Source organism: Salibacterium sp. K-3, assembly GCF_054052005.1.
In genome coordinates this window covers 823,225-849,670 of sequence record NZ_JBSVZE010000001.1, presented here as the reverse complement: position 1 = coordinate 849,670, position 26,446 = coordinate 823,225, and the positions used below count along the sequence as shown (strand labels likewise).

The following is a 26,446-nucleotide window of genomic DNA, read 5'->3' as shown; positions in this document are numbered from 1 at the left end:
TTTCCATCTGTATCTATCTAGACTTTTAAGAATTTACGAACGGACGTAATGCTTCCCCAGACCCCGACCAGGATCCCGATCCCGACCAGGACGGCGGACACCTGAAGGGTCAACGGATACACAGGGAGCAATTCGGCAAAGTCAACACTGAGCCTGTCCGCGTAACTGTTGTAAAGGTAGTGATATCCTGCTGTGACAGCGGCAGTAGGAATGACCGCACCCAGGATACCAAGCAGCAGCCCCTCCACAAAAAAGGGCCAGCGGATAAATCCATTCGTCGCTCCCACCAGTTTCATGATCTGAATTTCGGTCTGCCTGGCGACGATCGTCAGTTTTATCGTGTTGGATATCAGAAACATCGCGGTGAACATCAGACCAAGAACAAGTACCACGCCGATAACCCGCAGAATTTTGGTTACACTGAACAGCTGCTCAACGACCTGCTGCCCGTAATCCACCGAATCAATGTAGGAAAGTCCGGATGCCGCTTCTGCCACCTGTTCCGTCTGCTTCGGCTCCGACGCCTGCACAACAAACGCATCGTTCAGCGGATTTTCGTTCCGGAGTGATTCAAAAGCTTCGCTTTCTTCACCAAGACTGTCGATCAGCTGGTCCAGCCCTTCGTCTTTGCTTAGATATGTAACGTTCTCCACATGGTCCAGATTCTGAAGTTCTTCTTCAAGCTGCGTCTGTTCTTCATCAGATGTTCCACGTTCGACATATACCCGTACTTCGACATCTTCTTCGACCGAAGAGATAAAATTGTTCATGTTGATAATCAAAAGAAGAAAGACACCTACGACCAGCAGCATAATGGTTACAGCGCTGATGGAGGCAAAACTCATCCAGCTGTTCCGGCCGAGGTTTTTCAGGCCTTCTTTACTGTGACGGGCGAGGGTTCTACTTTTCATAGCCGTAGTCCCCCCTCCATTCATCACGGACGATTCTTCCCGCCTCAATGGCGATGACCCGTTTCTTTATGGCGTTTACAATCTCGCGGTTGTGGGTAGCCATAAGAATAGTCGTTCCGTTGCGGTTGATGTTTTCAAGAATCTCCATGATTTCCCATGATGTGTCCGGGTCGAGGTTTCCGGTAGGCTCGTCCGCAATCACCACCCGCGGATGATTGACAATCGCCCTTGCAATCGAAACACGCTGCTGTTCTCCGCCCGACAGTTCATCCGGCAGAAACCGGGCTTTGTTTTTCAGCCTGACGATATCAAGCACCTCCATGACCCGCCTGCGGATCACGTCCCTAGGTTCTTCTATCACCTCAAGGGCGAAAGCCACATTTTCAAAGACTGATAGTTTCGGGAGCAGCTTGAAATCCTGAAAGACAACGCCGATTTTCCGCCGCAGATACGGCACGTGCTTCTCTTTCAGGCTCATCAAATCCGTGCCGTGGATCTGAATCGAGCCTTCGCTGGGCTTCTCTTCGCGGTAAATCATTTTAATAAACGAAGACTTCCCGGCACCGCTCGGCCCTACAACGTAGACAAATTCTCCCTTTTCGATGAGAATGTCGATGTTATTCAACGCGTTCACACCGTTGCTGTACGTTTTCGATACATTATTCATCTCAATCAATACAATCACTTCCTGAAGCAAACATTTTCTTGGTTGTTTCTTTCATGATGGCTGTCCACTTTTTACATGAAAAGATACTTGGACCAATAGACCAAGCATTTCTGGTTGTTTTGTCCGGACGCTTCCGGATTCGTGTTGAAAAACATAAAGTTTTGTCACGTTCCATCAAACATTATATCATCTATAAAGCGTGTTAGATGCTAAAAAAGTATTACATTTTTATTTCAATGAAAACAGCTGGCGTTTTTCATGAAAAGACAATACTGATAGGACAGGGGATAGAGGAAATTTGAAATGTAATAAAAAAACGAAGAAATTTTACTGTGAGGCAAAAGTCCTGTAAAAAATAGAAATAAAGGACCGGACTGCTCCGGTCCCGTTCGATGTTATTGATCCGCGACCCAGGCGGCAAGGTTTTCTGCCTCTGAGCCTTCCACGAGGTTCGCCGGCATGCCGTTTCCTCCGTTTTGAATCATGGTCAGAATTTCATCCTGGGATAAGTCGCTGCCTGCCAGCGCGGGGCCGTTCTTTCCTTCCAGATTCTCGCCGTGGCACTGCAGACAGTTTTGATCATAGAGATCCTGAGCCGCACCTGCGTCATAAGAAGCATTTTCTCCACCGCCGCTGTCGCCGGTGTCTTCACTGTCACCGCCGCCTCCACCACAGGCACCGAGTACAAGCACGAGTGAGCCGGCAGCCGCTATAAACATTTTCTTCATCATCATGACCTCCTTGAATGTCTATCTTCACCTATTTTACGTTAGATTATTATACCCCGGGGATTCGTTTTTAAAACCCTTCCCCAGCACTTCCGCGGCGTCCGTCACAATAACAAACGCATCCCGGTCCGCCGATTGGACCCACTGCTTAAGGGAAGCAACTTCGTTGCGGTTGACGACACATAGAAGAACAGGCCTGGCGTCGTTCGTGTAGCCGCCTTCTCCCGGAAGGCGGGTGATACCGCGGTCCACGCACTCCAGAATAACACGGCGGACGTCTTCTTCTTTCTGTGTAATGATAAGCGCCACTTTCGCATAACCGATGCCTGCCTGCACGATGTCGATCGTCTTACCGGTCACAAATAAGGCGATCAACGCATACAGCGCATATTCCAGACTGAATACAAACGCGGATGTTGTCACAATCAGCCCGTCCATGATAAACACGGAAGCCCCGAGCGAGGCGCCGGTATACTTATGTATAATCTGGGCCAGAAGATCGGTTCCGCCGGTGGATGCCGCCGCCCTGAAGACAAGGCCGAGTCCCGCACCTACTCCGATGCCGCCGAACAAAGCAGCAAGAAGCGGATCATCGACGGCTGCTTCGATATTTCTCGTCACATAAATGACAAGCGGAACAAACAACGTGCCCGCCAGCGTTTTGCCGCCGTACTTCCATCCGCCGAGCAGCAACATCCCTGCAATAAACAGCGGGATATTCAATACCCACAAGGTCACGGCCGGTTCAATTCCGGACACTTCATAAACAATCGTCGCGAATCCACTCAAGCCGCCGGAGGCAATCCGGTTCGGGAGCAGAAACAAATTGTAGGACAACGCCAGAATCGTGGATCCCGCCAGAATATAGACTGTCTGCAGCAGCATCCACAGCCTGCGCGGCATTGGTTCCCGCTGCTTTCTCCAGTTCATCATCCCCGTCTCCTCCTGCTTAATATGCTTTCACCATTCCGCCTTCGACAAGAAGCGTCTGCCCGGTGACATAGGTATTCGCCCCGGAACCGAAAAACACCACCTGGCGGGCGAACTCTTCCGGCGTACCATACCGGCCGGCGGGAATATCCTCCGCACTGCGGGAACGTACGTCTTCAAACGTCGTACCAAGCCGTTCCGCCTTCGCCTCATCCAGCGCTTTTGTCCGGTCGGTCGCAATTCTTCCAGGGCCGATCGTGTTAATCAGCACTCCGTCTCCGGCAAATTCCCGGGCCAGGCTTTTGGAAAGTCCCGCGATACCCATACGGAACGTGTTGGACAGAATCAACTGATCAACGGGTTCTTTCACGGACGAAGAAGCGATGTTAACAATCCGGCCTTCGTTTTTCTTCAGCTCCGGAAGCGCCGCACGGATGGCCCGGATAAAGCTGAACAGCGTCAGCTCAAAAGCATGCTGCCAGTCTTCATCTCCCATATCTTCAAACAGCCCGGCCTTCGGACCGCCGGCATTATTGACGAGCACATCCAGGCGTCCCATCTGATGGAGCGCTTCTTCCATCAAAGTATGGATTTCCTCCGGCTTCGTAATATCACAGACCTGCGCATGGACAGACGCACCGGTTTCGTTTCTGATATTTTCGACCGTCTGCTGCAGTTCGTCTTTGTTCCGGCCGGTCACCATCACCTGTGCGCCTTCCAGTGCAAACTGCCGGGCCGACTCTTTTCCAAGTCCTCTGCTGGATGCAAGCACGACCACTCCTCTGCCTTCGAGACCCAAATCCATTTCTTCTTCCTCCTTCTGCACAAACCGGGGGTGCCCCTCCTTGAGGAGACACCCCCATTTTCCATTAAATATTCATGCTGGAACGCAGGTAATCATCAATGAAAGGATCAATATCCCCGTCCATCACCGCGGACGTATTTCCGATTTCTTTATTCGTGCGGTGGTCTTTTACCATATTGTACGGATGGAATACATAGGACCGGATCTGGCTGCCCCAGCCGATCTCTTTCTGTTCGCCGCGTATTTCATCGATTTCCTTCTGCTGTTCTTCAAGCTCGCGCTGATACAGTTTCGCTCGCAGCATTTTCATGGCGGATTCCCTGTTTTTCAGCTGGGAGCGTTCGTTCTGGCACGTCACGATGATATTGGTCGGATAGTGGGTAATCCGGACAGCCGAGTCTGTCGTGTTGACATGCTGACCACCCGCGCCGCTGGAGCGGTACGTATCAATACGCAGATCTTCATTGTTTATTTCCACTTCCACCTCATCATCCATTTCCGGCATCACTTCACACGATGCGAAAGAAGTATGACGGCGACCGGACGAATCAAACGGCGAAATGCGGACGAGCCGGTGCACCCCTTTTTCGGCTTTCAGGTAGCCGTAGGCATTGTGGCCTTTAATGTGCATGACCGCGCTTTTGAGCCCGGCATCGTCTCCGGCCAGATAGTCAAGCACATCCACCGTGTAGCCTTTTCCTTCCGCCCAGCGCTTATACATGCGGAACAGCATTTCCGCCCAGTCCTGGGATTCCGTTCCCCCGGCGCCGGGATGCAGTTCGAGAATCGCACTGTTTTTATCGTAAGGTTCACTGAGCATCATATTCAGTTCGAAATCATTCACACTTTTCGTCAGGGACTTCACGCCTTCTTCGAGTTCTTCTTTCAGCTCTTCATCCTCTTCTTCTTTCACAAGGTCATACGTCAGAGCCAGGTCATCATAGGAATCGGCCAGTTCCTTGTAACCTTCCACCGAGCTTTTCAACGTGTTCGATTCATCAATCACTTTTTTCGATTCGTCCGGATTGTCCCAGAAATTGGGTTCCGTCATTTTCTGTTCAAGCTCGGCGATACGTTCCTCTTTTTCAGCGAGGTCAAAGAGACCCCCTGAAGTCCGCCAGACGCTGGCGGATATTTGTCAGTGCATGCTGAATCTCAGCCATATCCATGCTGCGTCACCTCTGTTTTGAGAAATTACTGCGCCTGCTCGGCGCGGCCGTGGCAGTGCTTGTATTTCTTTCCGCTGCCGCACGGGCAGGGTTCGTTACGCCCGACATTCTCCGTTTTACGGATCGGGCGTCGTTTATTGTTCTCGTCATCGCGTTCGGTATTCTCCCCGTGGACCGCCTTGCCTTCTGCGACTTCTTCCCGTTCAAGGTTGCTGCGGACCTGGGCCTTCACCATGTACATGGCGACTTCTTCTTCGATCGAGGCCACCATGTCTTCAAACATGTTGAAGCCTTCAAATTTGTACTCACGGAGCGGATCGTTCTGGCCGTAAGCCCGCAGGTGGATGCCCTGACGGAGCTGGTCCATCTGGTCGATATGGTTCATCCATTTGCGGTCGACAGCGCGGAGCAGAACCACCCGTTCGAACTCTTTCATTGTCTCTTCAGGAAGTTCTTCCTGTTTCTGTCTGTAATGGGCGTATGCTTTTTCGAGCACGGTTTCGGTGATTTCTTCCGGTTCCATGCCGCTGACGTCTTTCACTTCCAGATCGTCCGCCCAGAGCACGGTTCCTTTCAGGTAGTTGACGAGCCCTTCGAGGTTCCATTCCTCGGGCACGGACTCTTCCGGCGTATATTGGGCAACTGCCCGTTCCACGACGGACTTGATCATCGGCGTGACGATTTCTTCCAGGTTTTCGGAGTCGAGCACTTCCATCCGCTGCGCATAAATGACGTCACGCTGCTCGCGCATCACATCATCATACTGCAGAATCTGCTTCCGTGCATCAAAGTTATGACCCTCGACGCGCTTCTGTGCCTGTTCGACCGCACGGCTGACGAGTTTGCTTTCGATCGGCTGGTCGTCTTCCATGCCGAGTTTCTCCATCATGCCCCGCATATTATCAGTACCGAAGCGGCGCATCAGGTCATCTTCCATGGAAAGATAAAACTGCGAGGCGCCCGGATCGCCCTGACGTCCTGAACGGCCGCGGAGCTGATTGTCGATACGACGGCTCTCATGGCGCTCCGTACCGATGACAAACAAGCCGCCGAGATCGACCACGCCATCTCCTAGTTTGATGTCGGTTCCGCGCCCGGCCATGTTGGTCGCGATCGTAACCGTTCCGGGCTGCCCGGCGTCTTCAATGATTTTTGCTTCGTTCTCATGGTGCTTTGCGTTCAGCACATTGTGAGGAACGTTCCGTTTTTTGAGAAGCTGGGAGATCAACTCGGACATTTCCACACTTACCGTCCCGACGAGTACCGGCTGCCCTTTTTGATAAAGCTCTTCCACCGTATCGGCAATCGCCCGGTGTTTGCCCTCTTTTGTCTTGTAAATCATATCCGGCTTATCATCACGGATAATCGGTTCGTTCGTCGGAATCGAGGTAACGTTCATGCCGTAAATGTTGCGGAATTCCTCTTCTTCCGTTTTCGCCGTTCCGGTCATGCCGGCGAGCTTTTCATACATGCGGAAAAAGTTCTGGAAGGTGATAGACGCAAGCGTCATACTTTCTTTCTGCACTTCGAGCCCTTCCTTGGCTTCGATCGCCTGATGCAGCCCGTCGCTGTAGCGGCGCCCTTTCATGAGGCGGCCGGTGAACTGGTCGACGATGACAACCTGTCCTTCTTCCACGACGTAATCGGTATCCCGGTGCATGGTGATATGGGCTTTCAGGGCCTGGTTGATATGATGGATAAGCTGGACGTGCTTCTGGTCGAAAAGGTTATCGATCCCAAACGCCTGCTCTGCTTTGTTGACGCCTTCTTCGGTCAACTGTACGTTTTTCGTTTTCTCATCGTACGTGTAGTCTTCTTCCGGCTTCAGGCGGCGCACAAAGGCGTCCCCGGCCATATACATTTTCGTCGACTGCTGCACGGATCCGGAAATGATGAGCGGCGTCCGTGCTTCGTCGACAAGGATCGAGTCCACTTCGTCGACAACGGCAAAATGAAGCGGACGCTGCACCATCCGCTCTTTGTACAGCACCATGTTATCGCGGAGATAGTCAAAACCGAATTCATTGTTCGTGCCGTACGTTATGTCAGCCTGATAGGCTTCGCGTTTTTCATCTTTGGTCATGCCTTTCTGGTTGAGGCCGACCGTCATTCCAAGAAAACGGTACAGTTCTCCCATGTCTTCGCTGTCACGTCCGGCAAGGTAGTCGTTGACGGTAACAACGTGTACGCCTCTGCCGGTGAGGGCATTCAGATAAACGGGCATGGTTGCCACCAGGGTTTTCCCTTCCCCGGTCTTCATTTCCGAAATATCGCCCTGATGCAGTACGATGGCCCCCATCAGCTGCACCCGGAACGGTTTCATGCCGAGCACCCGGTACGCCGCTTCCCTGACGACCGCGAACGCTTCCGGAAGCAGATCTTCAAGCGTTTCTCCGTCCTTGTAACGCTGTTTGAACGTTTCGGTTTTGCCGGTTAACTCTTCATCGGAAAGCTTCTGCATCTCCTCGTCATACTGTTCAATCTGTTCCGTTGTTTTTTCCAGTTTTTTTACACTTCGTTGGTTCGTATCGCCTATTACTTTCTTTAATAAGCCGATCATGCCGCGATCATCGTCCTCTCTTTTTGGTCGGGAAATCTATATCGTGTGGCCGGTTTCGTTTTTCACAGTTATTGTTATTTTATCAGTTTCCACTGCTGCTTACAACGTAGAGAGGATCCGGCAATAAAAAAGGGATGGGCTGACTGCGGACAGTAAAAATCCGGATGTTCTTTTTAGTGTACGTAAGGAATGTCTTTGGGGAGACTAAGACTCTATACACAGACGGTTAGTGGTTTCAATCGTCTGATAGAAACCACTATTGCCTCTTTTCTGCGTCCTAGTGTCCACAGGACATTGTATTGGGTACACTAACCTCTGATTTTTGCATGCTGGTGTACACATTTCCAGTCCCAAAACATGGCGCTTCCGATGACCGTAGTTGATCATCGGAAGCGCTTTTTATACCGTTTCATTTATTCTTATTCCGGTTCAATGAGCCCGTAGCGGCCGTCTTTGCGGCGGTAGACGACGTTGGTGTCGCCGTTGACGGAGTTGGAGAAGACGAAGAAGGCGTGCCCGAGCATGTCCATCTGCAGAATAGCTTCTTCCGCATCCATCGGTTTCAGGTTGAACCGCTTCGTGCGGACAATTTCGTAATCATCGACATCTTCTTCTTCCTCTTCCACTAATGTATCACCGTTGGCAAGGTCGCCATTGGCAATCTCTTCGTTGAGTGCTTCAATGTTCTCTTCCTTAAACATATGCTTACTGCCGCCGTTTTGACGGAATTTTCGGTTAACTTTCGTTTTATGCTTACGTATCTGGCGCTCCAGTTTCTCCACAACCAGATCGATTGCTGCGTACATATCGGCATGTTTTTCTTCCGCCCGCAGGAGCAGCTGAGGCATCGGAATCGTTACCTCTATGTTATTTTCGCTGTTATGGGACTGCATTTTGACATGGACATCCGCCACCGGGGTCGTATCAAAATAGCGTTCCAGCTTTCCAACTTTCTTTTCCACATAGCTCTTCAATGCCGGAGTCACCTCTAGGTTTTCACCTCGAATGTTATAATTCATCAAAGTCAACTCCTCCTTTCCTTACTTCTACTTTTCTATATTCACTTAACATTTCCCTTCTAAAACTCAAATTTCGTCAAAATTTTTTACAATTCGTTCACATTATTCAGCATCGACAAAAAACACGCTCCATACCGTGGTACGAAGCGTGTTCACCTGTTTACAGACCAATCGAGATATATTTTGTTTCAAGAAACGGCTCGATGCCTTCGTGACCGCCTTCGCGGCCGATGCCGCTCTGTTTCCAGCCGCCGAACGGGGCCTGCGCGGCAGACGGGCGTCCATCGTTCCAGCCGACGATTCCGTATTCAAGCGCTTCGGCGGTTTTCATACCGCGGCTCATGCTTTCGGTGAAAAAGTAGGAAGCCAGCCCGAACGGCGAGTCGTTCGAGAGCCGCACAGCTTCTTCGTCCCCGGACACTTTCTGGACAGGAGCGACAGGTCCGAACGTTTCTTCTTCCATGATAATCATGTCACTCGTAATATTTTTCAGCACCGTCGGCTCGTAAAGATAAGCGCCGTTTTCTTCCCAGCCTCTGCCTCCGGTGACGAGTTCAGCGCCTTTATCGAGCGCGTCTTTCACGTGGCGGTCGACTTTTTCCCAGCCTTCTTTGTTGATCATCGGGCCGATGGAGGTTCCGTCGGCGAACCCGTCGCCGACCTGAAGCTTTTCGACTTCCTCTTTCAGACGGTCGACGAACGTATCATAGATTGCCTCTTCCACATAGACCCGGTTCCCGCAGACACACGTCTGACCGGCGTTCCGGAACTTCGATGCAACGGTGCCGTCGACGGCTTTTTCCATATCTGCGTCATCGAGCACAATAATCGGGGCGTGGCCGCCCAGTTCCAGAGACAGTTTCTTGATATCAGAGGCGCCCTGTTCCATCAGTTTCTTCCCAACCCCGGTGGAACCGGTGAACGTCACTTTCCGTACGGCCTGACTTCCCATCAGTTCACCGCCGATGGCTGCCGCGTTTTCGCCGGTGATCAGGTTGAACACGCCGTCCGGCAGACCGGCTTCTTCGCAGATTTCAGCGAACCGTACCGCGGACAGCGGCGTGTCTTCCGCGGGCTTAAGCACGACCGGGCAGCCTGCCGCAAGCGCCGGAGCCACTTTTCTAGTTACCATCGCCTGCGGAAAGTTCCACGGCGTAATCGCGCCTGTCACGCCGACCGGCTGGTGGATCACCATCATCCGTTTGTCCGGAGAGCCGGCCGGAATGGTTTCCCCGTACACCCGCTTTCCCTCTTCGGCAAACCATTCGAGAAATGATGCGGCATAGGCCACCTCTCCTTTTGCTTCGTGGAGCGGCTTTCCCATTTCCCGGGTAATTAATTCTCCGAGTTCGTCCTGTTTTTCCATCATGAGCCGGTATATTTCTTTTAAGTATGACGCCCTGTCAGCGGCTGTCCTTTTCGACCAGGACGGAAAAGCGGCCTCTGCTGCTTCGACGGCTTCTTTCGTTTCACCGGCGCCGCCGTCCGCCGCTTCACCAATCGTTTCATTCGTTGCCGGGTTTTTCACCGGAAATGTGCCATTGGCTGCCTTTTTCCAGGTCCCATTTATAAAAAGACGTGTTTCCATTGGGGAATCTCTCCTTTCCATTTTCTCATTGTTCTTCATACCCGCCAGCGGACGTTCCTATGCAGATCCCCTCCAATTATTTTCAAATCAGCTGTCCAGCTTTCTTCGCGTGCATCTCCGTTCATCAGGCTGCCCAGGGCGCTTACGTTTTTCTTATCTGTCAAGTCTATCCAATCCAAGTTTCATATGATACTATGTTGAATGACAGGCTCATGCAGGAGGAGGAAAAACCATGCATCGAATCCTTTCAGGCATGTATAGTCTCCTGATCGTCCTGCTTCTGGCATCTTGCATGTCGGAGGCCGACACGGATGAAAACGGGGAACAGCAAAGCCCCCCTTCAGAAGAAGAAGCGGATAACACGGAAGAATCTGATGAACCTGAAGAAGAGGTCATGCCGGCCGGGGACGTTCTGCAGCGTTCCATAGAAAAGATGAAAGATATAGAGTGTTATACGATTTCGACGAATATGAACCAGCACATTGAACTGGATCAGGAAAACACGCTCGAAAACAGATACCGTTCCGAAACCCTCGTCAATCTTGATCCTGTGCGGTACCACGAATCTTCCACCATTGAAAAAAACCGCACCAGCCCGGACGACACCAAGAACAACATCGTCGCACTGGAACGTTATTTTACCGAAGAAGGGTTTTATATGTTTGATTCGACGGAAAACCGCTGGATCCAGTTTCCGGAACAATTTACCGAAGACTTTAAGTCCTTTGATAAGTCGTATGAAAACCCGGCCCGGATTCTGGAAATGATAGAAGCGTACAGCAGTGACATCACGATCGTGGAGGGCAACCGCCACTACGAGCTGACGTTCCGCGGCGGTGATGGACAAACACAGGAGATTGCCCTCGAGATGATGGGGATGGTCAATGCCGATTTTTCTTCTTCGATGGAAGATATGATGTACATGGCGGAAATGGACGCATTGACCTATGAACTGCATATTGACAAGGAAACGTTCTATCCGAAGAAGCTGAAAATGAATCTCGACATGAACATGAATAATGAAGAAGGCGAGCCGGATGCATCGAACCACCTCGTCGTCTCCCGCTATTCTGATTTCGGGGAAACCGAAGAAGTGGCCATTCCGGTGGATGTCCTCGACCGGTCCGAAGAAATGGAACTGGAGGAGTTTACCGGTTTTGAAGAGATGGAGGAATTTGACTCCATTGACGGCATAAATATGGATGAAATTTATGAAGAGGACGCGACGGGCAAAGAAGAAGAACAGGCAGAAATGAATGAAGAAACGGAGTAGAGGAGCACCTTTTTACGAAAGGTGTTCTTTTTTGTTTTGCGGCGCGAAAGCCCGTTTCTCTATCGATCCGGCGTGTTATTGCATCGTTCAGGGAGTTTCTGCATTGATTCTCCCGGTTATTCTGGATTTCTCTATCGATTCTCCGGATATCTGCATCGATTCTCCTTGTTACTGTCTCGATACTCCCGTTTGTACGATCAGCTTCCATCGTTGAAAGGCCGGAATAAAATCGGTGGTGAGCGCCTTCAGCTTCCAGGACGCCGAATCCATGGCCGGGATGGCGCGGGCTTCTTCGAGCTTCTCATGAAAGGCTGCCATTTCGCCGCCTCGATCCGCTTTCTGTACGAAAAGGTGCGTCATCGTGGCGTTATACCCGGACAATGGTGCGAAGCCGTCCAACATCTCAGCAAGGAGCCGGTCCCCGTTTTCTTCCAGGCCTTCCCGGTAAAAATACGCCACCGAGGCAACGCCTTCCTGCACCGTCTCCAAATACCTGCTGTACGTCTCCAGAAAATCACGTTCCGCCTGTTCCAGATGCATCGTCTCCCCACCTTTCCTGTCCATTCGAGCATAACACAGCACGCGCAGAAAAAAACAGCCGCGCCGAGGCAGCTGTTCTCCATTAATTTTTCTTGTCAAAAAAGACACCGTCGACGGTCGTTCCCGAATACGGGCGTTCATAGCGCCGGTTGGATTCCTTTTTCTTCTTTAACTGCTGCATGCCGAGGCGCAGTTCCCCGCGGGAGGCCTCCATCCAGCGCTGGATTTCTTCGTTCATTTTAAACATAGCCTCACCGAGCTTCTGCTCCTCTTCGGAGAAGGACTCCTGTCCTTCCAGCTGCTCGAGTAAAGCCGCCCGGTCTTTTAAATGCTGTTCCAGCTGTTCGACATACGTGCCGCGGTCTTCCAGGTCTTTTGGGAATGGTTCAGCCATATGGTCATACAAGGCTTTCGTCACGCGGTACAGCTCTTCGACCAGCGCCATTTATGCCTGCCCTCCGTCACCAAACCGCTCCTGCCGGTCCTTTTTAATAACCTCTTTCCATGTATCCCGAAAATCCACGACAAACTCGCGTGCTTCCTGCAGTACATCCCGGTCATTCTGGACGTTCGCATCAATAAGACGGCGGTGGATGTAGTCATACAGGCTGTACATGTTCTGCCCGATTTCCGAATCGGTGCGCAGCGTCACCATCAATTCCCGTATAATATCCTGGGCCCGCTTGATGAATTTATTTTTTTCCTCGATATGCTTCTGCTCCATCGCCTGGTCGGCTTTATCAATAAACTTCACGCAGCCATTGTACAACAGCAGCGTCAAATCGCCGCTCGACGCGGTCTCGAGCGCATTCTGCTGGTACGGGTTGGACCCTTGAGAAGGCTGTGCGTCCGGTTTGATACTGCCAAGCGCCGCGCCGCCACCGCCGGCCGGTGCCGCCCCCGGCGTAAATGTCTTATTTGTATTCTTCCCTGTCGTTTTTTTATAGTCTTCCGCCTGCTTCATTGTCTGCTGGTAGGCCGTCTGTGCGTTTTGAAAGGACATGATGCCGTTCCCCCATTTTCTTAATGAAAAAATGTTCTAAGCCTTATATCGGCGGGTACCCGGAATGCTTTAGGAGAAATTTTCGGGGATTCAGTTTTGCATTTGGTTAATGCAAGGAATACTGATATCCCTTTCGAAAACCATAGAACAATTCATGAGTGGTGGCTGTCATGATTAATACAGTTTACCCGCTGTATTTTTACTTATCCCCATCTTGATTTGTTCGGAATTCTCGTAATTCTTGATGGTAAGCCCAGTGCAGATGAGATCAATCAAAAACAGTTGGGAAACTTTAGCTACTAAAGAACCACTGTCCAAGGGACTTTCTTTAGTCGAGGAAAGCAGGACATGATCAGCATATTGTGTCAAAGGGGATTTAATATAATTGGTTAACGCAACAACCGTTGCGTTACTCTCTTTTGCAATTTTTACTGTATCTACGATATCTTTTGTGCTGCCGGTAAGACTGACAGCGACCACTACTGTATTTTTATTCATCGATGAAGCACGCATAAATTGGAAATGAGGGTCAGTAACAGCATTAACATGTTTTCCAATCCGCATCAGGCGATTCTGCATGTCCAATACTGCTATGCCGGATGAGCCTACTCCAAAAAGTACAACATCTTCTGTTTGATCAATAAGGTCAATACAATATTCAAGTTCATCCATATCAATTATTTCATTAGAATTTGTAATAGCCTGTACCATATTATTTTTTATCTTTTCAACATAGGTTTCATTTTGATCATTGGCCTCAGGAACTGTTACTTCCTGAGCAAACAAAAATTTAAAATCCTGAAATCCTTTGAAACCTAATTTACGAAAAAAACGCAGCACTGTCGCTTCAGCAACGCCGCTGGCCTCCGATAGTTCTGTCAACGAATAATATAATATCTGCTGGCTATTGGATTGAATATATTCGTATATTTTCTTCTCTGATTTCGTAAAACTGTGTTTGTATTGTTCCATCGTAATGGAAGGTTTCACACCATTGAACGGATGTTGCTCCAAAAAATCACCACCCTGATCATCCTATGTTTTCATGAAATGCACCGCTGCCCCTAATAAGTTGGCCTTATTTTCATACGCTGCCATCTTTACGTCAAGATGCCGTGCATGACTCGGCATCACCTTTTGCATTAATGAGTGCTTGATTGATGCCTGCAGAAAGTCTCCCTGTGCTGAAATACCACCGCCAATGATGACCACCTCCGGATTCAGCATATGTACCATCGATTTCAGGCCTGTTGTTAAGTCTTCCAGCCACTGCTCATACACGGCCGTGTATTTTTGTTCCCCGGACCGCACTCGTTTAAAGAACGTCTGCAGCTCCACGGGATATCCAGTTGCTTCGGTTATAATCTCCTGAAGTGCGGCACTTGAAGCATATCTTTCCAGGCAGCCGGATCCTCCGCAGGTACAAGCTTTCCCGTTCGGATACAAATGAATATGGCCGATTTCTCCGGCAGCAAATCCCGTCCCTGTATACAACTCCCCATTTATGAACAGGGCACCTCCAATTCCTGTACCGATGGCGACACAGAGAAAGTTATTCACATCCCTTGCTGCACCTTTCCAGTGTTCTCCTAAAGCCATGCAGTTCACATCATTTTCCATTTGGACGTCCAGTCCCGTTGCTTCCTGCATACGATTTTTTACCGGAAGTCCTGTGTATTCGGGGATCGTATCCGTCGCATGAACGATGATACCTTTCGTATGATCTACCTGACCAGCCGAGCTGATGGAAATACCTGAAAGATTCCACGCTTCCTGCAGTTCTCCCACTTTGGAAATCATCTTTTGAACAATAGTTCGACCGCCTGAATGAGCTTCAGCCGGAAAGGCCTCATGCAGTAGAATGGTTCCTTCTTCATTTACAATACCATATTTTACGGACGTTCCGCCGACATCAAATACAGCTATCAGCATATTTTTTCTCCTTTATGTATTATAGTAAAAGAAGAAAAGCCCACAGTATAGTGGCTTTTCCCCTTTCATGTTATGAACTTAATAGATTGGGAAGGAACAGGACGAGCTGCGGAAAAAGGGTAAGAATAAACAGGGTGATAATCAACGGCAGCCAAAAGGGAAGCACCCCTCTGGTAATGACGTGTACAGGGATATTTCCCGCCTTGGACACTACGAAGAGGGCCATGCCCATCGGAGGCGTCAGAATCCCGATCATCAGATTTAAAATGACAATAATACCAAAATGAATCGGATCCACTCCTGCTGCCATTACAACCGGTACAAGAATTGGAACCACCAGAATCAACAGCGCTAATGCTTCAATGAAAGTGCCCAGGAATATGAGCAGCACGTTGATTAATAACAGCAGAATCACAGGGTTTTCTGTGATGTTCAGGAAAAAGTTCGACAAAGCCATCGCCACTTGTTCATGGGAGATCATCTGTCCGAAGAATTCAACGGCGATAATCATCAGGGCGGCAACACCTGTCAATTTTAATGAATCTACCACATTATCAAAGAATTTCTTCCACGTTAGTTCCCGGTAAACAAAAAATCCAAGTATCATGGCATACACCGTTGCCACCACTGCCGCTTCCGTCGGAGTGAAAAGGCCGGAAAAAATCCCGCCGATAATAATAACCGGGGTAAGCAGTGCCCAAAAGGACTCTTTGAAATAAAAAGCCCGCTGTTTATAGTTGGACTTTTCCTCCTTTGGAAACCCTCGCTTTTTTGCAAAAACATTCGCCGTTACCATTAAAGAAACAGCCATGATCAGGCCCGGCACCGCACCGGCGAGAAATAACTGCGCAATGGACTGATCTGCGGTCACTCCGTATATAATCAACGGAATACTAGGTGGAATAATTGGACCGATAATGGCAGATGCCGCCGTCAATCCGCCGGCATAGTCGTCATCATATTTTCCATCCCGCATCGATTTGATTTCAAGCTGCCCCAGACCGCCGGCATCAGCCAGTGCTGAACCAGACATCCCGGAGAACATCAGGCTGGCCATAATATTGACATGGCCGAGTCCACCTGTGAAATGACCGACAATTGATTTGGCAAAGTTGAAAATCCTTTCTGTAATGCCGGAAGAATTCATCAGGGTCCCGGTCAATATGAAAAAAGGAACAGCTAGCAGCGAAAACACATCAAGACTGTCCACCAATTTGGCTCCGGTAAAATAAGCGAGACTCCAATCGTTGGTGATGAAATAAACGAATGTTGCGGTCAGCAGCGTGAAACCGACCGGCATGCCGAGCAGCAGCAATACAATCCATAAAATTAAAATAAACAAGACATCCATTTATTCCACCTCCCTCTTATGCTTTATATTTTTCACATTTCTTTCTGCCAGTCTATAAAGCATAAGGACAGCGAGGATGGGAAGTGCCATATACATATAAATATAGGATATGTTGAGAGACACGATTTCCACCGGTTCTTTCCGCATCGCCATATCATAACCAACATAGATGATCAATAGCAGTACACCGGCAGTCATCATCTGAAAGATGTAATGAAGCATGGTTTGTAATGATTTCGGAAGTTGATTAAAGAAATAATCGATTCGGACATGCCCGCCATTTTTGATTTCAGAGGATATAGCGAGATAGGCCACATAAACGAACAGAAATCGTGCCAGTTGTTCAGACCAGGTGATGGGACTGTCCATCACCTGGCGTGAAAATATCTGAATAACCAGCGCAGCCAGCATAACAATAAACAACGAGCCGCCGATAATTTCCTCAAAGTGGTTCAAAAACTTTTTCATCGATGCTCACCTAAATTACAATAAAATTATTGTGCCTCTTCAATCTGCTGCATGTATTTCTCTGCATCTCCTTCAATATCTTCCATATATTTTGGATAAGCTTCGGATACAGCTTCTCTAAATTCATCCATATCAGGTTCGGTTACGGTCATGCCCTCTTCCTTAAATTTATCTACAAGTTCTGCTTCTTCCTGTTCAAACATTTGGGTGTGCTCTTTCACCGCTTTATCGATGCCATCCTCGAGAATCGTCTGCAACTCTTCCGGCAGTTCCTCATACGTGTCGGTGGATACCACGTAGCTGTTATCATTAACAACATGGTTGGTCAGAGCTAAATAGTCCTGCACTTCAAAAAACTTCTGCGCATCAATGGTGGATAAAGGATTTTCCTGTCCGTCCACAGAATTGGTCTGCAAGGCCATATATACTTCTGAAAATGCCATCGGTGTAGGAGACGCTCCGGTATATTCTGCATAATCGAGCAGCGTATCCGCTTCCGGCACTCGCAGTTTCAGCCCTTCCATATCCTCCAGGGATTCAATAGGTTTATTGGAGGTGGTTTGACGCGTACCATTGTAGGCAACTCCCATCACTTTCCAATTGTAATCCTCTTCCAGTTCCTGATGGAGATTCTGCCCGTATTCCGAGTTATAGATCACGTTTTTTAACTGGTCGAAATCATCTACAATATAAGGAAGAGCCAGCAGTTCAGCTCGTGGAACCCAAATACCGAATCTTCCGGTTTCAGCGAGGGTGATATCGAGCGAATTCTCTCTTACCTGTTCGAGCATCGCCCGGTCATCCCCGAGCTGGGCGTCAGGATAAAGACTGATTGACAGCTGTCCATCGCTCTCTTCTTCCACATAATCAGACAATGTCTCTGCCGCTTTGTATTCATTCTGCGCGGTTCCAGGCTGCATGCCGAATTTTAATTCATAATTTTCCTCCCCGGACTCTCCGGAAGAAGTTGGTTCTCCAGAGGACGATCCTCCACCCCCGGACGAAGATGTTTGTTCCCCCGAGCAGGCAGCTAACACAGCAAACAACAGGACGATGATTCCAAGATACAATTTCTTCATAATTAAACCCCTCTCCTTTTCACCATATACATGTTTACAAGAACGTCTCCGCGATGTTCTCAGCCTTTTTCACCCCTTCATCCGTGAGCGGTTTCATCGGTTTGCGGCACGTTCCGGCTTCGACCCCTTTCGATTTCAGGATTTCTTTAATCGTTGGATAAAGACCATTATCCAGAACCTCAGAGATCAGATCGTTTGTCACCTTCTGTAACTCCCTGGCGTCAGTAATATGTCCGCCCCTAGCGAGATCAAAAATCTGCCTTGCCCGCTGCCCATTGATATTGAACGTACTGCCAATAGCACCGTCAACCTGCAGTACACTGGCAGACAGAAGCATCTCATCAAAACCGGAATAAATGAGTTTATCCGGAAATGTATGTCTGATTCGTTCCAGGAGAAAGAAATCCGGATTGGTAAATTTCACACCGATCACTCTGTCCTTTTCAAACAGTTCTCCAAACTGTTCCAGGTTCATGTTCACCCCTGTCAACGCCGGAATAGAGTAAATGATTAAATCGTTGTCAACGCTTTCAAGAATTGTATTATAGTAGTTTTTTATTTCTTCAAAGTCAAACGGATAATAAAATGGAGTCACTGCCGATATGGCATTATAGCCCCGTTCGGTGGCATAAGCAGCCATCTCCACCGCCTCATCTATATTCAGGGCGCCGATTTGTGCGATTAGTTTGACCTCATCCCCCGCTTCATGTTTCACTATGTCAAAAATCTGCTTTTTCTGTTCTTTCGATATTAAGAAATTTTCTCCAGTGCTTCCATTCACGTACAAACCATCCATCTGTTGTACGTTGATGTTATATCTGACAATCTCCCGCAGTCCTTTCTCGTTGACATGGCCCTGTTCATCAAAGGAGCACATCAAAGCGGTATATAACCCTTTCATTTCCATCACCTCTTGCAAGCAGACCCCTGAAATGCATTTACAGCTTCTGCAAATTTGTTTGTTATGACCTGCGGCCTCGTAATCGCACTTCCAACTACGACCGCATGAGCCCCGGCGCAAAGTGCTTGTTTCGCTTTTTCCGGGGTGTCAAAATTGCCTTCTGCGATAACCGGAACAGATAAGTGTTCCTGTAATTCTTTCACCAGGTGGATGGGAACTTCATCCCTCGAATAGGAAGTATATCCTGCCAATGTAGGTGCTACAATATCCACCCCATTCTTCTCCGCTTTCACCCCCTCTTCCAATGTGGAAACATCGGCCATAAATAATTGATTCGGATAGGCTTCTTTCAGTTCGGTGAAAAATTGTGAAAAACTTTTTCCATCAGGCCTCCTCTGTGTTGTAGCATCAAAGGCTATAATGTCTACTCCTTCCTGGTACAGGGCGTCCACCTCATGAACAGTGGGTGTAATAAAGACGTTACTTCCAAGGAAGTCCTTTTTGATGATACCTATGAGTGGAAGATCCACTTCTTTTTTTATAGCTTGTATGTCCTGCACCGTATTGGCGCGAATGCCGGAAGCACCACCCTGTTTGGCAGAAAGTGCCATTTTCCCCATTATTTTAGATCCATACAACGGTTCATCCTCTAAAGCCTGGCACGACACAATCAATTTCTTCGTCAGCTTCTCCAGTACGTTCATATCCAGTCCCCTTACAGTGTCCTATTCCTCTGAGTTTGTAATGGCTTACATATACTATAAACAATTTGACAGTATATTGTCAAATTATTTTTTTAAATGATAATAAGCGTTCAAAATATAACTTCCCCTTCTTTTACAGTGACATTTATTGTCCCATTAACAAATATGACTAGCACATAAATGGTAGATGTTTTGTGATATATGACCATAAAAAACACGCAAACTCCCTTTATTCTTTATCCTATATTATTCACACAGGATAAAGATCGGGGTTGCGTGTTTATTAATAAGCTCATGTAAAAAAGAACCGACTTACAGAGCTCATGCTAAACCACTGTACTCCAGACAGAATGTAACCTCTTATTATTCCAAGCTTTGTTTTTCGACATCCCATATCTTAAAATATCCAATAAACAAATATACCAAACATTTAATGCTGAAGGACGAGCTATTTTGTCCATTATCTCTTGCGTTCGAGCCATTTTCACTTCCGGGAGAAACATATATGGTTCATATCCGGCTTTTACGGACAGTCTGCTTCCGCTTGTGTCCACAAAACAGTTCCCGCTCCTACCGCTCCTCCCAATGCGGCCCGGCAAGCATCGGGGGCAGACGTGTCATAGATCCGGTACAGGCCGGCCGCTGCCTCCTGCTTCTACCGGGATACAACCTGCCGCCGCCCCCTGCGGAATTCACCGCTTCCTCCGTTAGGAAGGTTTTCATGCCGGGCACACCTAAAAAAAGCTTTCCGATGAGCAAGTCATCGAAAAGCTAAACGAAAAAGTATGTCATGTTACGGTAACGACAATCAACTGTCTTCCTTGTTTATAAAAAATACTACATCATCCCAGTGAGCTGCTGCTGGAGCTGCTGGGCCTGGGAGTTCGCCTGCGCGATGGCTTCTTCCATACGGGTGAACTGATCCCAGTATCGGTTTTCGGTTCGAGTCAGATGTCGTTCAAAGTCACTCATTTCATCATCCAGCTGATTCATTTCACGGCCGATCGTAAACTGGCTCGGATCTATTGTCGTCGGGCCGCCGGCGCGCTCCGAAATGTTGTCCACTGTCCGGTCGACGCTTTCCCGGAGACGGCGTGCCAGTCCTTGATCTTCCCTATTCTCACCATCTGCGGAAAACAGCTGATACACCGACTCCGCATCCTGGGAAATCGCCTCCTCCAGTTTATCTTCATCCACTTCCAGTTTCCCGCCGTCCTGGTAGTTGCTTGTGGTAGTAATGCCCAGTTCCGTCAACTGGTTAAACGAACCGCCGGTATCCACCGTTTCATACAAACTCCGTCTCATTGAATTTACAGCCCCGGATAAAATATCATCACTTCGCAGATACCCGCTTTGGGATTTCTCTTCCCAGTTTTCGATCTCCTGTTCGCTCATCTCACTGCGCTGGTCATCGGTCAACGGCGGATATTCACGATACTGTTCTTCGCTCAGTTTGTCACCAGTTTTTTCAATCAAACTGTTGTATTCATCAACAAAGTTCATTACCGTTTCCTTGATGCCTTCTGTATCCGGGCTCACCTCAATTACAGCGGAATTGCCGTTATTAGCACTCGTACCGTTCAACGTAATCTCGGTACCATTTTCCGTGAACGTATTGGATGTTCTGTTGGTCTGAATTCCATTTAATGTGAATTCGGCATTTTGACCTGTTACTTCATTCGCTTCATCCAGGTTTAACACGCCGGATAGGAAGTTTCCTTGCGTATCTGTAAACTCCATTTCCGTACCGCCTTCATTTAACACTCCGGTTTCACTCCGTGTCATGGAGACCTTTCCGGTCTGTTCGTCATAGAAGGCATTCACCCCTGCATCAGATCGATTCACTTCCGTCAGGACATCATTGAGGCTGTCCGATCCGCTGAATTCAAAGTCAACTGCGTCATTTGCCACCCCGCCTTCACTGTACGTCTGAATGGAGAAAGAAATCGTATCTCCTTCCGCGTATTGATCCAACTGATTTGCAAGCGTTGCTTCAGGATCCAACGGTTCGCTTGAGTTATTCAGAACAGCATCCGTACTTTTATTAGAAGCCGCTTCCGCTAGCTGAGTAACATCTGATACCGTATAACTTCCAGTTTGAGCATCCGCCGGTGCCGATGCTGACGCCAGGCTTTCATTGCTGCTGGAAGTCTGTTTCGCAGACAGACTCGACCGCATAAACATATTATCAAAAATGGACTGGCTGAACGAACGGTATTCCCGATTCATCTCCCGGTAGTCTTCCATTTTGTACTCTAATTCCATCTGTTCCTGCTGCATCTTGATCATAGGCTGGCGTTCCGCCTGCATTAACTCTTTTACTGTCTGGTCAATGTTCATGCCGGATGCAAATCCCGTGATTCGATTAGTGCTCATGCTACTATCCATAATTTTGTCCCTCCTCTATGCTAGAGAACATCATAACCTGCTTTTATATCTGTCTGTAATATCGGACAATTCTTCAAAAAATGAAGGGCAGAAAAGAAAATAGGTGAAAGGTCGGAACGTAGAAAGAGGAACAGTTTTCATAAACTGTTCCTCCGCGGCCGATCATGCTTTTTCGTCCACCAGCAGGCCCACCTGCTCCAGGATAGCGGCCTTCATATCAAGAAACTTCTCCGGAGGGATTTCACGGATAACTTCATCCGTATCCCGCTCCAACACCTGAACATACACCCGTTCCAATTTATCATGAACGTTGAATTTCAAGTCTGTGAACGTAGCCTCCAGCATTTCATTGATACCATCCGCCTGCTTTTGCAGGGATTCCATATCGGGCATCATGGAAGATTTCTCTTCAAATTCTTCAGCATATGTCCGAGCGTCCAATCCACCGGCGGACGCCTGTCCCCCTGCAGCATGACCGGCCCGTAAAACATCGGATACAGCCGTACCCGACACGTGAGCACCCATAACCCTTCCTCCTCCCTATACAGGTTCACTTTTTATATCGGACAACAGCGGTAATGTTCCACAATTTGTCACAAAAAAAGAAGCCCTCTCTCATCATGAGAAGACTTCCTGACATCGGGCGCGTTACACCGATGTATCGATCGATGCACCCTTGTGCGGCTGCGCCGCCTGCTGAATAGCCTGGGCGCCGGACTTATCAAGCATGTCGTTCAGCAGATTACCCTGCTGTTCACTCGTATCCATCGCTTTCTTCATGATCGACATGCTCGCCTGCTGCTGCACCTGTGCCTGACTATGTGCGACTGAAGTTCCTGCTATGTCCATTATCACACCTCCAATTTGGGAAATACTAGGTAACATTCTTAATATCGTCAATTCAATTTAAAAATTAAATCACCAATTCAATAATTATTTATACATTACATTAATTTAATTGTTGTCAACTTTTAATATAGGAACTTTCTTACTGTAATCAAAATCATATTTATATTTGTTAGTGTGAATTATTTGATTATTAAAATTAATATCTTTTATATTATTAGAAGTCTTATTTATACGCGAAAATGTAAAATTAAATAATTCAATAAAATCTGCTTTTAACCCATGTCCAGTTGAGTAGAATACATAATTATCAATTTTTGCTTCATCTATTTCAAAAATAGATGAGTGTGGTACCTTTTCAATGAACTCCTTTTTCTGAGATAGACTAATTAAATTATCATTAACCCCATGGAAAGAATAAATCGATGAAGTATTGTTTAATTCTTCATATAATAATGGCAAATGTAAAATATCAAAATCGTCAATAATAGATTTTGCACGGTAGTCAAAAATTTTGTGATTGCCGTTCATGTTCAACAGCCTGTTACTTTTTAAGTATAATGGAAAAAGCCACGAAGAATTATCAACTATTGTTGAAAATAAAAACGGCGCAAAAGCATTACACAAATAAGCTAAGTAGGCACCATGAGAATGTCCATAACCAATAATATTTCCCGCATTATACGATAAGCCATTATCTTTTAATATTTCAGCAACCGCTATTACTGAAGTGATATTGTCAATTGCTTGTAGAAGACCCATATCATTAAAATTAGCAATAGATTCCTCGAGGATGTCACTCTGCATGAATTCCCAACCGAAATAATCACATTGGACTGTAACAAAATTATAATTATCAGCCAGCTCAGATCGCATTTTTTTATACACATTAGCATTTGCGTTTGCTCCAAAACCTGCAATCAATAATAATATCCCTGTGTTTTCATTCACCCCTTCATTTGGTTCATCAAAATAAACATTCAATTCTCTAGAAGACCATTTATTATAAATATTAGGGTGTCCATTAATTTTAATTTTGTATTCTTCAGCCAAATAATCATCCTTTTGTTAACTTCAATGAAATAAATTATAAACTTTATGATATTACTTTATTTTTAAAAAGTCTTGGAAGAGAAACAAATCTTCTAGAAGTTCACCATTACAGTCCTCAAACTTATCATCGTTAGCAATGTAATTTTTCAATATCTCCATTTTTGCACGATCGTCTTTAATATTATGTATTTTATTAATCCATTCTGAATCGTGATTTTCAGTATTAGGAGAATAAAAAGCTGATTCTTGAATATTATTATTTGTAACTCTTTCATATCCTAATAATTTCATTTCCACTTCACATAAATCTTCTATATACTGGACTTCTTTTAACGACAGTTCTGTCTTCCATTTATCAGTGAATTCTTGTGAAATACTATTGGTCTCTTTGTAGGCTGAATTATTGGTCCACTGATTACCTTTCCCATCTCTGAAATTACGGACATCTACCATATGTTTTTGAAAAGGCAGATTCAAAACTTCACATATTTTTTTTACTTCGTATTCAGTATTACTAACTAAATCTTCGTATTTTACTGTGTATACATTGTCACTATAATGATTAGAATTATAAAGTCCATATGCAGCGGACTTCCGCCAGTTTTTAACTAAAAAATCAAAAGGATAATCGTGGCGCAAATGTTTAGTGGATTTTAAACGTGATGCAATCAAAGCCCTTGGATCACGTATGATATTAATAAATTTCATATCATCTAATGACCGTGAAAACGGCAGATAGAATTCTTCCACCCACGCTGTTTTGAACCCTACATGAGTAGTATCCTGGTTTCCGTAAGCTTTGTGAAGTGCTTCATATAACTCTATTAACAATTCCTTAAAGTTACCAGCATTAGTTTGCTCGATATATGGAACAGCCAACGGTGAAGCCGTTTGGGCAAAGCCAATGATAGTTTTTTTGACTTTATCTCTTTTCTCTGTTGGTATATCAATATTTAAATTCCCTTCGAGAATAGCATGTTTTTTATCTTTATTGATTCCATTAAAATAATCAAACAAGGGTTCATCTTCTACGCAATCAAGGTTATGTTTTTCAAACAATGAATTTCTGAACTCTCTAAAAAAACCAAAATAAGGATCAGGTGGAGCTACAGAATTGGTATGTGCATCCAGAATTCTTGAAATTAAAGTAGTACCGGACCGAGGCATTCCTGCTACAACAAATGGTTTGATATTCATATTATCTTCCTTTCCCTGAGGTAATAAGCAGGCTGTGTTCTTTTAGTATTTCTGCAAGATCTATTATCTCTGTTGTTGATAGCCCAATGTGATCACTGATATCAATTAAATCATTGGAACCATCTGCATAAGCCAAAAAATTAGTGATGTTTTTTATGTTTGCAGCTGACCCTTTAGTACTTAATGTCGGATATAGTCCTCTTTTTCCTAATTGAGGCTCTCCCAACGTTGAACTTCTGTATACATTATTATGTTCCAATAATTCGATGCAGGATTGATACACTCTATAAGCTCCTTCCAATCCTTCTTCCGAAACAAGTTCCAAGTTGTCGAGGGAAGTGTGGTATTCAGGATACTCTCCATATTTCGTTCTCATTAGACTAACTAATGGTAAGTCTACACCCGGACTGCAGTACTGGCGTTCATCACTTCCTCGATCCAGAAAAGAGTAGTGTTCAAAGGGAATTCCTTTTTCCTCTAATACCTTAAGGGCTATTTTATCTGCCAGTGTATGCCCGTACCGGGAAGGAAGAAAAGAGTATTGTTGATCGTCACCTACACACGTGATATTAAAACCTGCAACTACTTTTTCTTTCAAATCATGTAGGTGGTGATGAATGTAGGTAATCGATCCTATTGTTTCCGGGATAAAAACAATGCGGTATGTATATTTTAAATTCGTTTTACTCATGAGCCATTTTGCCAAATATGTAGTAACAACAGGCCCGGATAATTCGTTATTAGCCATAGAAGGGTGACAGATGTAAGTGGATAAGAAAACCTCTTCTTCTGATACTCCCGGTATAATCAACTCCCCATATGTAAGGCTTCCCTCTTTCAATTCACTATCAATATAAACATAATAAGTATCATCTTTCAGATTGAGCCTTTGATGATGAGATAGGCAAAAACCCCAGCGTTCTTTGTAATACGAAGTCACGTAAGGTATAGCGTCCGGCTGCTCCTCTAATGAATATAAGTGACTTTGCAACTCCTCAAGCGTAATATATTGGTTGACCGGAATCGAATAACCGACCACATGTAAATTATTATTCCTGAAATTAATAATTTCATTTTCACTGGAGTCCAAAACATATGCTTCGTTTATGTTCCATTCTTTTGGCACTTGCCAATCCAGTACTTGAGTACCACTAGGCACCTCGAACTGCTGCACCGGTATTATTTGTTTCATTATTTGTAATGTCTGTCTAACACCGTTTCCAGTAATACTTCGGCATATCGGGAATAGTTGTTGTAATAAACTGTACATTTCTCTCCCTGTGTTCACTTCCTTCACATTCCCACACCTTTACTTCATTATTTTAATAAGGCAT

Annotated in this window: 27 protein-coding genes; 1 reads left to right on the top strand and 26 read right to left on the bottom strand. The window is 46.6% G+C overall.

What is annotated here, in order from left to right; translation table 11 throughout:
- Nucleotides 1–17: 17 nt before the first annotated feature.
- The 9 genes from ftsX to ACW9JV_RS03935 all read right to left on the bottom strand — a co-directional run bounded on the left by ftsX (nucleotide 18) and on the right by ACW9JV_RS03935 (nucleotide 10,377).
- Nucleotides 18–911, bottom strand: coding sequence for a permease-like cell division protein FtsX (gene ftsX / locus ACW9JV_RS03975; protein WP_457331575.1), 894 nt, complete (start codon nucleotides 909–911; stop codon nucleotides 18–20).
- On the bottom strand, nucleotides 901–1,587 hold the full coding sequence (gene ftsE / locus ACW9JV_RS03970) for a cell division ATP-binding protein FtsE (RefSeq protein WP_457331573.1): 687 nt from the start codon (nucleotides 1,585–1,587) through the stop codon (nucleotides 901–903). Before ftsE ends, ftsX begins: the two co-directional genes overlap by 11 nt.
- 386 nt (nucleotides 1,588–1,973) lie before the next feature.
- On the bottom strand, nucleotides 1,974–2,306 hold the full coding sequence (locus tag ACW9JV_RS03965) for a c-type cytochrome (RefSeq protein WP_457331571.1): 333 nt from the start codon (nucleotides 2,304–2,306) through the stop codon (nucleotides 1,974–1,976).
- 36 nt (nucleotides 2,307–2,342) lie between these two features.
- Nucleotides 2,343–3,239, bottom strand: coding sequence for a YitT family protein (locus ACW9JV_RS03960; protein ID WP_457331569.1), 897 nt, complete (start codon nucleotides 3,237–3,239; stop codon nucleotides 2,343–2,345).
- Nucleotides 3,240–3,255: 16 nt separating this feature from the next.
- Nucleotides 3,256–4,041 (bottom strand): SDR family oxidoreductase, encoded by a 786-nt coding sequence (locus ACW9JV_RS03955; RefSeq protein WP_457331567.1) that lies wholly within the window; start codon nucleotides 4,039–4,041, stop codon nucleotides 3,256–3,258.
- 64 nt (nucleotides 4,042–4,105) lie between these two features.
- A protein-coding gene (gene prfB / locus ACW9JV_RS03950) for a peptide chain release factor 2 (RefSeq protein WP_457331565.1) occupies nucleotides 4,106–5,210 on the bottom strand; the annotation gives its coding sequence in 2 pieces (ribosomal slippage) (nucleotides 4,106–5,137 and nucleotides 5,139–5,210; 1,104 coding nt in all).
- Between the two features lie 25 nt (nucleotides 5,211–5,235).
- Nucleotides 5,236–7,770, bottom strand: a complete 2,535-nt coding sequence (secA, locus tag ACW9JV_RS03945) for a preprotein translocase subunit SecA (protein ID WP_457331563.1) — start codon at nucleotides 7,768–7,770, stop codon at nucleotides 5,236–5,238.
- Nucleotides 7,771–8,189: 419 nt separating this feature from the next.
- A complete protein-coding gene (gene hpf, locus ACW9JV_RS03940) occupies nucleotides 8,190–8,789 on the bottom strand; it encodes a ribosome hibernation-promoting factor, HPF/YfiA family (RefSeq protein ID WP_457331561.1) in 600 nt (199 codons plus the stop codon).
- 160 nt (nucleotides 8,790–8,949) lie between these two features.
- Nucleotides 8,950–10,377 (bottom strand): NAD-dependent succinate-semialdehyde dehydrogenase, encoded by a 1,428-nt coding sequence (locus ACW9JV_RS03935; RefSeq protein ID WP_457331559.1) that lies wholly within the window; start codon nucleotides 10,375–10,377, stop codon nucleotides 8,950–8,952.
- Between the two features lie 232 nt (nucleotides 10,378–10,609).
- Here ACW9JV_RS03935 and ACW9JV_RS03930 point away from each other — a divergent pair, with 232 nt between their 5' ends.
- Complete coding sequence (locus ACW9JV_RS03930) at nucleotides 10,610–11,650, top strand: DUF6612 family protein (RefSeq protein ID WP_457331557.1); 1,041 nt, start codon at nucleotides 10,610–10,612, stop codon at nucleotides 11,648–11,650.
- A gap of 168 nt (nucleotides 11,651–11,818) precedes the next feature.
- Here ACW9JV_RS03930 and ACW9JV_RS03925 read toward each other — a convergent pair whose 3' ends face one another.
- The 17 genes from ACW9JV_RS03925 to ACW9JV_RS03845 all read right to left on the bottom strand — a co-directional run bounded on the left by ACW9JV_RS03925 (nucleotide 11,819) and on the right by ACW9JV_RS03845 (nucleotide 26,409).
- Entirely contained in the window at nucleotides 11,819–12,190 is a 372-nt protein-coding gene (locus ACW9JV_RS03925) for a hypothetical protein (RefSeq protein WP_457331555.1), read from the bottom strand.
- A gap of 82 nt (nucleotides 12,191–12,272) precedes the next feature.
- Nucleotides 12,273–12,635: a flagellar protein gene (locus ACW9JV_RS03920; RefSeq protein ID WP_457331553.1), complete on the bottom strand. Its 363-nt coding sequence runs from the start codon at nucleotides 12,633–12,635 to the stop codon at nucleotides 12,273–12,275.
- Nucleotides 12,636–13,193, bottom strand: coding sequence for a flagellar export chaperone FliS (fliS, locus tag ACW9JV_RS03915; RefSeq protein ID WP_457331551.1), 558 nt, complete (start codon nucleotides 13,191–13,193; stop codon nucleotides 12,636–12,638).
- Between the two features lie 174 nt (nucleotides 13,194–13,367).
- Nucleotides 13,368–14,207 (bottom strand): MurR/RpiR family transcriptional regulator, encoded by an 840-nt coding sequence (locus tag ACW9JV_RS03910; protein WP_457331549.1) that lies wholly within the window; start codon nucleotides 14,205–14,207, stop codon nucleotides 13,368–13,370.
- A 21-nt stretch (nucleotides 14,208–14,228) separates the two neighbouring features.
- Nucleotides 14,229–15,125: an ROK family protein gene (locus ACW9JV_RS03905; protein WP_457331548.1), complete on the bottom strand. Its 897-nt coding sequence runs from the start codon at nucleotides 15,123–15,125 to the stop codon at nucleotides 14,229–14,231.
- Between the two features lie 70 nt (nucleotides 15,126–15,195).
- Nucleotides 15,196–16,476: a TRAP transporter large permease gene (locus tag ACW9JV_RS03900; RefSeq protein WP_457331546.1), complete on the bottom strand. Its 1,281-nt coding sequence runs from the start codon at nucleotides 16,474–16,476 to the stop codon at nucleotides 15,196–15,198.
- Complete coding sequence (locus tag ACW9JV_RS03895) at nucleotides 16,477–16,944, bottom strand: TRAP transporter small permease (protein ID WP_457331544.1); 468 nt, start codon at nucleotides 16,942–16,944, stop codon at nucleotides 16,477–16,479.
- A gap of 26 nt (nucleotides 16,945–16,970) precedes the next feature.
- Complete coding sequence (locus ACW9JV_RS03890) at nucleotides 16,971–18,023, bottom strand: sialic acid TRAP transporter substrate-binding protein SiaP (RefSeq protein ID WP_457331542.1); 1,053 nt, start codon at nucleotides 18,021–18,023, stop codon at nucleotides 16,971–16,973.
- A gap of 34 nt (nucleotides 18,024–18,057) precedes the next feature.
- Nucleotides 18,058–18,924: an N-acetylneuraminate lyase gene (locus ACW9JV_RS03885; protein ID WP_457331540.1), complete on the bottom strand. Its 867-nt coding sequence runs from the start codon at nucleotides 18,922–18,924 to the stop codon at nucleotides 18,058–18,060.
- Between the two features lie 5 nt (nucleotides 18,925–18,929).
- Nucleotides 18,930–19,628: an N-acetylmannosamine-6-phosphate 2-epimerase gene (locus tag ACW9JV_RS03880; RefSeq protein ID WP_457331538.1), complete on the bottom strand. Its 699-nt coding sequence runs from the start codon at nucleotides 19,626–19,628 to the stop codon at nucleotides 18,930–18,932.
- 570 nt (nucleotides 19,629–20,198) lie between these two features.
- A complete protein-coding gene (locus ACW9JV_RS03875) occupies nucleotides 20,199–20,351 on the bottom strand; it encodes a hypothetical protein (protein WP_457331537.1) in 153 nt (50 codons plus the stop codon).
- Nucleotides 20,352–20,465: 114 nt separating this feature from the next.
- Nucleotides 20,466–22,016 carry a flagellar hook-associated protein 2 gene (locus ACW9JV_RS03870; protein WP_457331536.1) on the bottom strand — a complete coding sequence of 517 codons (1,551 nt, stop codon included), beginning with the start codon at nucleotides 22,014–22,016 and terminating at the stop codon, nucleotides 20,466–20,468.
- Between the two features lie 162 nt (nucleotides 22,017–22,178).
- Complete coding sequence (locus ACW9JV_RS03865) at nucleotides 22,179–22,541, bottom strand: flagellar protein FlaG (protein WP_457331534.1); 363 nt, start codon at nucleotides 22,539–22,541, stop codon at nucleotides 22,179–22,181.
- A gap of 123 nt (nucleotides 22,542–22,664) precedes the next feature.
- Complete coding sequence (locus ACW9JV_RS03860; RefSeq protein ID WP_457331532.1) at nucleotides 22,665–22,865, bottom strand: YjfB family protein; 201 nt, start codon at nucleotides 22,863–22,865, stop codon at nucleotides 22,665–22,667.
- Nucleotides 22,866–22,970: 105 nt separating this feature from the next.
- On the bottom strand, nucleotides 22,971–23,915 hold the full coding sequence (locus ACW9JV_RS03855; protein WP_457331530.1) for a DUF2920 family protein: 945 nt from the start codon (nucleotides 23,913–23,915) through the stop codon (nucleotides 22,971–22,973).
- A gap of 51 nt (nucleotides 23,916–23,966) precedes the next feature.
- Nucleotides 23,967–25,112 carry a sulfotransferase family protein gene (locus ACW9JV_RS03850; RefSeq protein ID WP_457331528.1) on the bottom strand — a complete coding sequence of 382 codons (1,146 nt, stop codon included), beginning with the start codon at nucleotides 25,110–25,112 and terminating at the stop codon, nucleotides 23,967–23,969.
- Between the two features lies 1 nt (nucleotide 25,113).
- Nucleotides 25,114–26,409, bottom strand: coding sequence for a DUF4910 domain-containing protein (locus ACW9JV_RS03845; RefSeq protein WP_457331526.1), 1,296 nt, complete (start codon nucleotides 26,407–26,409; stop codon nucleotides 25,114–25,116).
- Nucleotides 26,410–26,446: the final 37 nt, after the last annotated feature.